This window comes from Candidatus Pelagadaptatus aseana (assembly GCF_040362265.1).
GTDB classification, from domain to species: domain Bacteria; phylum Pseudomonadota; class Gammaproteobacteria; order Pseudomonadales; family Cellvibrionaceae; genus Pelagadaptatus; species Pelagadaptatus aseana.
This window is the reverse complement of sequence record NZ_BAABNJ010000012.1, coordinates 25,406-34,607: the sequence shown is the minus strand read 5'-3', so window position 1 is coordinate 34,607 and position 9,202 is coordinate 25,406. Positions and strand designations below refer to the sequence as shown.

At 52.0% G+C, this 9,202-nt stretch carries 10 protein-coding genes; 5 read left to right on the top strand and 5 right to left on the bottom strand.

Annotated elements, in window-relative coordinates; translation table 11 throughout:
- The 4 genes from ACPXV9_RS15300 to ACPXV9_RS15285 form a co-directional block, all read left to right on the top strand.
- Positions 1 to 364: hypothetical protein (locus ACPXV9_RS15300; RefSeq protein WP_423898873.1), on the top strand; the 364-nt coding region annotated here is incomplete at its 5' end.
- A 470-nt stretch (positions 365 to 834) separates the two neighbouring features.
- A complete protein-coding gene (locus tag ACPXV9_RS15295) occupies positions 835 to 1,335 on the top strand; it encodes a hypothetical protein (protein ID WP_423898872.1) in 501 nt (166 codons plus the stop codon).
- Between the two features lie 620 nt (positions 1,336 to 1,955).
- Positions 1,956 to 2,486: a peptide-methionine (R)-S-oxide reductase MsrB gene (gene msrB, locus ACPXV9_RS15290; RefSeq protein ID WP_423898870.1), complete on the top strand. Its 531-nt coding sequence runs from the start codon at positions 1,956 to 1,958 to the stop codon at positions 2,484 to 2,486.
- 27 nt (positions 2,487 to 2,513) lie between these two features.
- Positions 2,514 to 3,452: an NADP-dependent oxidoreductase gene (locus tag ACPXV9_RS15285; RefSeq protein WP_423898867.1), complete on the top strand. Its 939-nt coding sequence runs from the start codon at positions 2,514 to 2,516 to the stop codon at positions 3,450 to 3,452.
- A 22-nt stretch (positions 3,453 to 3,474) separates the two neighbouring features.
- On the opposite strand, the gene hisA is transcribed toward ACPXV9_RS15285, so the two are convergent.
- From hisA to mpl, 3 genes are read right to left on the bottom strand one after another with little or no spacing between them, the layout of a single operon-like run.
- Positions 3,475 to 4,239 carry a phosphoribosylformimino-5-aminoimidazole carboxamide ribotide isomerase gene (hisA, locus tag ACPXV9_RS15280; RefSeq protein WP_423898865.1) on the bottom strand — a complete coding sequence of 255 codons (765 nt, stop codon included), beginning with the start codon at positions 4,237 to 4,239 and terminating at the stop codon, positions 3,475 to 3,477.
- 40 nt (positions 4,240 to 4,279) lie between these two features.
- Complete coding sequence (locus tag ACPXV9_RS15275) at positions 4,280 to 5,065, bottom strand: tyrosine-protein phosphatase (RefSeq protein WP_423898863.1); 786 nt, start codon at positions 5,063 to 5,065, stop codon at positions 4,280 to 4,282.
- Positions 5,066 to 5,071: 6 nt separating this feature from the next.
- Positions 5,072 to 6,442, bottom strand: a complete 1,371-nt coding sequence (mpl, locus tag ACPXV9_RS15270) for a UDP-N-acetylmuramate:L-alanyl-gamma-D-glutamyl-meso-diaminopimelate ligase (RefSeq protein ID WP_423898860.1) — start codon at positions 6,440 to 6,442, stop codon at positions 5,072 to 5,074.
- 253 nt (positions 6,443 to 6,695) lie between these two features.
- Between mpl and ACPXV9_RS15265 the strand changes: the two genes are divergently transcribed.
- Positions 6,696 to 7,958 (top strand): 6-phosphofructokinase, encoded by a 1,263-nt coding sequence (locus ACPXV9_RS15265; protein ID WP_423898858.1) that lies wholly within the window; start codon positions 6,696 to 6,698, stop codon positions 7,956 to 7,958.
- A gap of 40 nt (positions 7,959 to 7,998) precedes the next feature.
- Here ACPXV9_RS15265 and ACPXV9_RS15260 read toward each other — a convergent pair whose 3' ends face one another.
- Complete coding sequence (locus ACPXV9_RS15260; RefSeq protein WP_423898856.1) at positions 7,999 to 8,586, bottom strand: BON domain-containing protein; 588 nt, start codon at positions 8,584 to 8,586, stop codon at positions 7,999 to 8,001.
- Positions 8,586 to 9,173: an SIS domain-containing protein gene (locus ACPXV9_RS15255; RefSeq protein WP_423898854.1), complete on the bottom strand. Its 588-nt coding sequence runs from the start codon at positions 9,171 to 9,173 to the stop codon at positions 8,586 to 8,588. The genes ACPXV9_RS15260 and ACPXV9_RS15255 overlap by 1 nt, the downstream gene beginning before the upstream one ends.
- Between the last annotated feature and the right edge of the window lie 29 nt (positions 9,174 to 9,202).

Sequence of the window (9,202 nt, the reverse complement as noted above, 5' to 3'; positions counted from 1 at the left end):
ACTTATTGCCTCAATTTGGATATTCTGGGGGCCAGGTTTAGAAATATATTCTCGCTTTTATCCGGTGGTTGTTTCAAATTCTGGGATCAAATCCTATACCCATGATGGCAAGCATTCTGAATCGGCATGGACGGACATAAATTATGCAGCTTTTGACCCGATAGGTAGCTTAAATTACATAACTCTTGGCTCAAGGGGCTCTAGAAAGGAAGTTGTTATCCCGCTATTCCTTGGAAATTATTCTGGCTTTTTGGGGGAGTGCGAGAAATATCTAGGCTGTAAAAATTCAATATATAAAGTCCTTTCTGGAGATTTGAAAAAAGCTTACTGGTCTAAGGAGACAGGCTGGGTTGAAGAGAACTGATTCCATGATTTTTACAAAAAATATATGCCCTGAGTGTAATTCAGAAATCAAAAATAATTTTGGGTATCTTCTGACTCTTGGATTGTCGCCTATCGAATGTGAAGCCTGCGGCGAAAGAATCGAAAGATCTAAAGAGACCAGATTATCAATATTACTGTCATTTCTCTCGATCTACTTTGTATATACGCTAAACGTAAATCACAGAATTCAATATTTGTTGATATTCACTGCTCTTCTTCTTGGTTTGTTCAGTGATGTTGTCTTTCGTGGTTACATAAAGTGGCGAGATTCTGACAATATTAGTAGATTGGCTATCAACGGGATGCTTACGATAGTTGTTATATTGGTTTTTGGTTCTTTAAATTGATTTAGTGCAAGCTTTGAATGTCCGTTGTTGGCACATCGGTGTTAGATCGTGAGTTATAACGTATTGGAAACAGATGGCATTTACAAAATGGATTTGAGCCAACATGGATAGGCTGAAGGTTTTAAAATTATCTGTTTTAGGTTTGTTCGCTATTGGAGGGCTTTCAATAGCTTCGGTGTTCCTTAGCTCAATGAACCCTAGTGCCAAGGCTGAGCTTAACCTAGTAAAGCTCAAAGTATCCGACCTGACCCCAGGGGACTTTTCTACTGGGGAGTCAAATTACTATATGTTCTTCGCCTATATAACGAAGAACGATCATTTAAAAGTCGTAGAAATTCCTTATTTCGATTCAAAGGTGTTATTACCAGATTACAACTGGGATAGGCCGATAGTGGAATGCACAGAGTTTGTTTTTCCGATATTGCCGAATGGGAAGTGGAATTTGGACGGTGAATTCAGGTGTATTGATGCAGGTTTGCCAAAGCATTGGCTTGAAATGTCTGCCTGGGATATAAACGGAAAGAATATATCAGGAGATTTACCAGATCTAAGAGCACCTGATTTCAGTATTGAGAATGGTTACGTTGTAATTGGTAGATCTTGATAGGTCGATGTTACGAATGACTGTTACTGGCACTTTGGTCGTTCGATGAATTTTGAATGGCGGGGTTAAACGAAATTCCGCTTAATATACTGTTAAATTATCTAAACCAGAAGAAGGTGAAGCATTAAGACTTTGAGAGTTGTCGGAACACTACCTATCTTGGGAATCTTTTTATTAGGAGCGTACATTGCAGTTTCGAGGGTTTGCATGGTTACAAACCAAGGGGTAGATCGGCTTTCTGGCCGGTATTGCTCTTTTTCGGAAACACATCAGTACTTTAATAGTGAAGCTGCAATATTTCCGTCCGTGGCAATTTTAATCGCTGTCTCTCTTTGGATTTGGGTTGTTATTTCAGTGGTTAGAAATAGATCATGAATTTAACAAGCGGCTGTAGTCACCATACTACGCATGGCTGGGACGGCTTTTACGCAGCTTCGCTGCTCCAAATCCTCCCTTAAGCCGGGCGTTGAACGTCCGTAATTGGCACAAGACGGTCATCTTATGGAATTTATGGCGACCATAAAGTAGCCAAATGGCCAGCTTATAGTTACACGAATAGTCCAGACAGAACCAAAATCCGTATCTCCGGTCTATGACTTACAATCGGGAGGATTATAATAATGGTTCAATTTTTTCTGAGGGGGTTAACCCCGCTACTGGGTTTGTTGCTGTCATTCAATGCCGCTGCGGCAGAACAATCGGCTGCCGCGGATCCGACCATGACAGTAGATCGAGCGAAGCAACTTATTGAAACCGGCGAGGGGTTGCAGACCATTCCCAAGAAAGTCTGGAAACAGATTCTGACGCCGGATCAATACAAAATTTTATGGCAGTCCGGCACTGAAAGGCCCTTTACCGGCGCGCTGCTCAATGAAAATCGCTCCGGTGTGTTTGTCACAGCCGGTTGTCGTATCCCGGTGTTTCACAGTGAACACAAATTCAAGTCTGGCACGGGGTGGCCCAGTTTCTGGGAAGTGTTTGATCAGGACAATATCATCCTCAAAGAGGATTACAGCTGGTTTGGGATCAAGCGCATCGAGGTGCTCTCCAAGTGCGGTGAGCATCTGGGGCATGTGTTTGAAGACGGTCCGCAGCCAACCGGATTGCGTTATTGTATAAACTCCGATGCTCTGGCTTTTGTGCCGGAGTAATTTTGTCTACAGGTTTGAGAGAAATCAGTGAAAGCCATTAAAGTCAGTGAATTTGGTGCCCCGGAAGTCTTGCACCTGATTGAGTGTGATACCCCTGTCTGCGGTGAGCAGGATGTGCTGGTGAAGGTGGCGGCGGCTGCCATCAATCCGATTGATTACAAAATACGTGAAGGCAGTCATCTGGTCTGTCCGATGCTGACGATGCCCACGGGTATCGGCTTTGATTTCAGTGGTGAGGTGATTGCGCGAGGGGTGGCCGTGACGGATCTGGCTGTGGGCGATCAGGTGCTGGGTATTGCCGGCTTTCCAACGTCGCCCGGCACCTATCAGGAGCAACTGGTGACGCCGGCGAGCGCCTGTATCAAAGCCCCTGATGGCGTGGCGCTGCAAGAGTTGGCGGGCCTGCCTCTGGCGGGGTTAACGGCCTGGCAGGCGGTGCATCGCCACGGTGACATCAAAGCCGGGCAGCGGGTGCTGATACATGCCGCCGCCGGAGGCGTGGGTTGTTTTGCGGTGCAGTTGGCCAAGCAGACGGGTGCTGAGGTGGTGGTGACTGCATCCCAACCCAAGCACGCCATGTTGCAAGGGCTCGGTGCCGATATCTGTCTCGATTATCGTGCCGCCCCTTTCTATGAGGAAATGGATCCCGTGGATGTGGTCATCGATTTGGTGGGCGGACAGACCGGCATCGATTCTTTAAAGGTGCTCAAACCCGACGGGATTCTGGTGACAGTGCCCTCGGCGACTAAAGATGCCGTGTTGGCTGCGGCAGAAGCGCAACAGATTGAAGGACGCTTTTTTTTGATGGCCTACGAACTGGATGATTTGCAGCAGTTGTTGGAGCGCGTCGCCGATCAGCGCCTTAAAATCATGGTGAGCGGCAAACTGCCTTTGGCAGAGGCCGCTCTGGCGCATCAGCAAATTGAAAGTGGTCGGGTGATTGGCAAGCTGCTGTTGCTTCCCTGACGCTTGCCGTGATCGTGAGGGATTAACGGCCCTGCTGTTGATTCCACTCCACACATTCGGCCAGGGTGACGCCCTTGCCGCCAAAAATATCCAGCGCGCTGCCAATGGTCAGGTCGACCTTGCCATTGGACAGTTCGTGCACCTGCTTCAGATCGGCAATGGTCCTGGCGCCGCCGGCGTAGGTCACCGGGATCTCGGCGCACTCTCCCAACAGCGACACCAGTCGGGTGTCGATACCGGCTTGCAGTCCTTCAACATCGGCGGCGTGAATCAGAAATTCCGCGCAGTGCTTGCTGAGTTCGGCAAGGGTTTCCCGGGTGATCGCGGTTTCGGTAATGGTTTGCCAGCGATCGGTGGCAATGTGCCAGCCGCTGTCGGTGCGGCGACAACTGAGATCTAGCACCAGACGACCGGCGCCGGTTTCCGCTTTGATGGCTTCCAGTCGTTGCCAGCTGAACTGGCCGCCTTCAAACAGGTAGGAGGTCACAATGACATGGGAGGCACCTGCTTCAAGATAGCTGGCTGCGTTTTCGTTATTAACGCCGCCGCCGTATTGCATGCCCCCGTGCCAGGTCTTCAGTGCAGCCAGAGCCTGCTCCTGATTGCCGGGGCCGAGGGCAATGACGTGGCCTCCCTGCAAGTTGTATTGCTGATACAGATCGGCGTAGTAGGGGGCGTCATAGTTGCTGACAAAGTTGGTGGCGGCGCCTTGATCGTTAAGGCTGCCGCCAACTATTTGTTTGACCTGTCCCTGGTGCAGGTCGATGCAGGGGCGAAAAAGTGTCACGGGCTGTCTCTGAATGATTTCACTGCGCTCTATTATACGCTTATTCCAGATAGGCGGCTTGCAGATCTTGCAGTTGCCATTGATCAAGGTCGAGGGCGTCGCTCAGATAGTCTTCGACACTGCCGTATTGTTTTTCAGTGGCGTCAAAGAAAAATTCGATATTATCCTGGTGAACGCTGACATAAGGCATAAGCCAGCTGCGTTCCCAGTGGCTGACATTGGCGTTGCGCAGGTGTTCTTCTACCACGCCCAGCAGTCGCTCACTGTCGTAGTGTTCCAGTGTCAGCAGGTAATCTTGCACGATGGTGTCGCGATCCACTTCCAGAGCCGAGAGAATCAGGGCGGCTGCGATGCCTGTGCGGTCCTTGCCGGCTGCGCAGTGGAACAGCGAGGCGTTGTCGGCGTTATCCAGCAGGCTTAAAAACAGGCGGCGGTAAGCGGGCGCGACATCGTCAATGCAGTCGCGGTAAGAGCCTCGCACCAATTCATGAGCGGATTCGGCATTGAGGCCGCCATTGTCGAGAAACTCCCAAAACTTCGACATGCTGCCCACGAACATCTCGTAGTCGTTGGTGATCTCTGCACGAACCGGCTTACTGGGTGCGCGCTGTTGTTCATCGGCGCGGCGAAAGTCGTGAATCCGGGTCAGGGACAGCTGCTCGAGCTGGTCGATATCCTGATCGCTGAGGTTCGACAGATGGCCGGAGCGAAACAGCTTCTTCCATTTGACGGTTTTGCCGTGGCGATTGCGGTAGCCGCCCAGATCGCGAAAGTTGATGCCGCCGTCGAGCGGCAAAACCCGGTTCGGGTGTTTCAAGATATCCATAACGGTTTACTTATCTGCCTGCAGTTGCGCCAGTAATTTTTGATGGACGCCGCCAAAGCCTCCGTTGGACATGATCACGATGTGGCATTTGTCAGCGGTGCCTGCCAGCTGCAGGGTGTCTTGGATCATGCTGTCGATGTCGCTGCTCAATTTTGCGGCCACCGGGCTGTGGTTGACGACGTCCGCCAGATTCCAGTCGACATCGGCCGGTTGATACCAGATGACGTCGTCAGCGCTCATGGTGGATTGTGCCAGCCGTCCTTTGTGCACGCCCATGCGCATGGTGTTCGAGCGGGGTTCGATCAGGGCGATGATTTTGTCATGGCCCACTTTGGCGCGCAGTCCCTTGAGGGTTGTTTCAATGGCGGTCGGGTGGTGGGCAAAGTCGTCGTAAACGGTGACGCCGTTGATGGTGCCCAGATGTTCCATGCGGCGTTTAACGCCTTCAAACTGGCAGAGCGCTTCACAGGCGGTGTGAGGCTCTACGCCGATATTGCGGGCGGCGGCAATGGCGGCGGTGGCGTTGTTGATGTTGTGGTTGCCGGTTAAGTTCCAGTGAACTTCACCGACGGTTTTGCCACGATGGCGGATGCTGAATTGCGAGCCATCGGTCTGGATCAATTCAACTTGCCAGTGAGCGCTGTCAGTGTCGCCGATGGTTTCAATTGGTGTCCAGCAGCCCTGATCGATCACTTCGCTGAGGGCGGTTTCAGACTCCGGGTAAATGATCAGGCCATTACTGGGGACAGTACGCACCACGTGGTGAAACTGAGTCTGAATCGCAGCAAGATCGGCAAAGATGTCGGCGTGGTCGAATTCCAGATTGTTAATGATCAGCGTGCGTGGCCGGTAGTGGACAAACTTGGAACGCTTATCAAAAAACGCACTGTCGTATTCATCGGCTTCCACCACAAAAAACGGGCTGTCGCCGAGGCGGGCGGAGGTATCAAAGTTTTTCGGTACCCCGCCAATCAGATAGCCGGGCTTCATGCCGGCGTATTCCAGAATCCAGGTCAGCATGCTGGCGGTGGTGGTCTTGCCGTGGGTTCCAGAGGCCGCCAGTACCCACTTGTCATGCAGCAGGTGGTCACACAGCCACTGAGGGCCGGAGGTGTAAGGAATAGTGGAGTTGAGAACCTCTTCGACAATCGGATTGCCGCGGCTCATGGCGTTGCCAATAACCACCAGATCCGGTTCCGGCTTGAGTTGCTCCGGGTCAAAACCCTGGGTCAGTTCGATGCCGGCGTTTTCCAGTTGGGTGCTCATGGGCGGGTAAACGTTGGCGTCGCAGCCGGTGACCTTGTGGCCCAGTTGTTTGGCCAGTTGCGCCAGACTGCCCATAAAGGTGCCGCAGATTCCGAGAATATGGATATGCATATTGTGTTCTACAATTGACTAAGATTTGTTCTTGCCATTCTGACAGGCTTTGGCTCCTGCAAAGCCTGCATGCATATCGCCCGTGGTAATAACGGCCGAAGGGAGGATGAATCTCGTTGGAGATCCTTCGCTCTTGCTCAGGATGACACTGTTGTCGGTTTGGGGGAGCTAGGTTACCACGGCAAGATGATTGATTGCCTGTTTTCGCGTATGATGCGCGCCAATTTCTCACTATTTGATCAGGACTTACAACATGGCTAAGAAGAATGCCTTCTACGCTCAATCCGGCGGTGTCACCGCAGTGATTAATGCCTCGGCTTGCGGTGTGATTGAAACTGCGCGCCAGCACAAAAAAGAAATCGGCAAGGTATACGCCGGTGCCAATGGCATTATTGGCGCGCTGCGTGAAGAATTGATTGATACCAGCAAGGAGACGGCCAAGACCATTGCGGCTTTGAAGCACACACCTTCCGGTGCCTTCGGTTCCTGCCGCTATAAGCTGAAAAGTCTTGAGGAAAACCGTGCCGAGTACGAGCGTCTGATCGAAGTGTTCAAGGCTCACAACATCGGCTACTTCTTTTATAACGGTGGCGGCGATTCCGCGGATACCTGTCTGAAGATTTCACAGCTGTCAGAGAAAATGGGTTACCCGATTCAGGCCATTCACGTCCCCAAGACCGTGGATAACGACCTGCCGTTTACCGATAACTGCCCGGGCTTTGGCTCGGTGGCCAAGTACGTTGCCGTATCCATCAAAGAAGCGGCTCTGGATGTGGCCTCCATGTGTGAAACCTCAACCAAGGTGTTCATCATGGAAGTCATGGGCCGTCACGCTGGCTGGATTGCTGCAGCCGGTGGTCTGGCCGCTCAGGAAGACGGCGATGCGCCGCACATTATCCTGTTCCCTGAAATTGCCTTTAACAAAGAGAAATTTTTGAAGAAGGTGAACACCACCGTGAAGAAGCACGGCTACTGTGTGATCGTTGCCTCAGAGGGTGCCCAGTACAAAGACGGTAAATTCCTCGCCGACGCCGGCAGTGTTGATGCCTTTGGCCACACTCAGTTGGGTGGTGTGGCGCCGACACTGGCGAATATGGTCAAAGACGAACTGGGCCTGAAATACCACTGGGCGGTGGCTGACTATCTGCAACGGGCTGCCCGCCATATCGCTTCGGCAACGGATGTAGAGCAGGCCTACGCGGTGGGTCAGGCTGCGGTAGAGATGGCGCTGGAGGGCAAGAATGCGGTAATGCCGGCGATTATTCGCGGCAAGGGCAAGCGTTATAAGTGGACCATCGAAGAAGCACCGCTGGCCAAGATTGCCAACGTTGAAAAGATGATGCCGCGCTCTTACATCACTCGCGATGGGTTTGGTATTACCGAAGCGGGTCGCGCTTATCTGGAACCGCTGATTCAGGGCGAAGATTACCCGCCGTATAAAAATGGTATTCCACAATACGCCAAGTTGAAAAAGGTGATGGTGGAGAAAAAGCTGAAAACCAAATTCAAAATCTGATTTGGCTGAGCCATCCCCGGTCACGGGGATGGCTGATCAATCAATCGATATACTCAATCGCCTTCACGACTTTTTGCACACCCTGCACATGGCTAACCACATTGGCCGCCTTCTCCGCTTCCACCCGCGACAATAAACCCAGCAGATAAACCGTACCGTTCTCCGTGACGATCTTGATGCGGCCGCTGTCGATGTCCTTGTTGCTCATCAGTACGGTCTTTACTTTGGTGGTGAGCCAGGTGTCGTTGGCGCGCGCCAGCATCGAGGTGTTGCCGGAAATCTGAATTTCATTAAAGACCTGACGCACGCTGTTAACGTTGCGGGCGACGCTGCTGGCCTGCTGCCGCAGAGAGTTGCTGTTGACTTGACCGGTGAGCAGCACCACGCCATTAAAGGAGACCACGTCCAGATGGGCGGCTTTCAGTTCCGGGCTGGCCTTGCGCAGGTTCACCGTGATGATGGTTTCCAGTTGCTGGTCATCGATATAGGAGCCAAGACTGCGCTTGCCGGGATTGACCTGCAGTGGCTCTTCGGTGGTGGCATCAATCAGGGATGCGCAACCGCTGAGCATCAGGCTGGCCAGTAATGCGGTTAGAAGTTTTGCGGAGGAAAATTTATTGGCGTTCACTATTCGGCGGCTCCAAATAATTGTTGGTCTATCAAGTCGCACAGACAGAAGATGCTGAGCAGATGAATCTCATGAATTCGGGCGCGGGAGTCAACCGGCACCCGCAGTTCCAGATCGTGATTATCGAGAATGGCGCTGATGTCACCGCCGTCGCGACCGGACAGGGCAATGACATTCATCTCGCGATCGTGGGCGGCGGCAATGGCCTGAATCAGATTGCTGGGGTTACCGCTGGTGGTGATCAGAATCAGGATGTCGCCCGGTTGCCCTAATGCACGAATCTGTTTGGCAAATACATCGTTGAGACTGTAATCGTTGGAGATGGCGGACTGTAAGGCAAAGTCGACACTCAGGGCCATGGCCGGCAGGCTGGGACGCTCGCGATCAAACCGGTTGATCAGGTTGGTGGCGAGAATCTGTGCGTTGGCCGAAGACGTGCCGTTGCCGGCAATCAGCAACTTACCACCATTGAGCAGGCCGTGAACGATCATTTCACTGGCATCGGCAAGCAGTGGAGCTAGGTATTCGCCAGCCTGCATTTTCGCTTCAATGCTCTCGTGAAACAGGGTGATGACGCGTTGTTCCATAGGTGTTTTTATCCTGGGTCTCTACATAG

Coding starts and splice junctions, on each gene's coding strand:
- ACPXV9_RS15295 (WP_423898872.1), top strand. CDS start 835: ATGGATAGGCTGAAGGTTTTAAAATTATCTGTTTTAGGTTTGTTCGCT.
- msrB (WP_423898870.1), top strand. CDS start 1,956: ATGGTTCAATTTTTTCTGAGGGGGTTAACCCCGCTACTGGGTTTGTTG.
- ACPXV9_RS15275 (WP_423898863.1), bottom strand. CDS start 5,065: ATGGATATCTTGAAACACCCGAACCGGGTTTTGCCGCTCGACGGCGGC.
- mpl (WP_423898860.1), bottom strand. CDS start 6,442: ATGCATATCCATATTCTCGGAATCTGCGGCACCTTTATGGGCAGTCTG.
- ACPXV9_RS15265 (WP_423898858.1), top strand. CDS start 6,696: ATGGCTAAGAAGAATGCCTTCTACGCTCAATCCGGCGGTGTCACCGCA.
- ACPXV9_RS15255 (WP_423898854.1), bottom strand. CDS start 9,173: ATGGAACAACGCGTCATCACCCTGTTTCACGAGAGCATTGAAGCGAAA.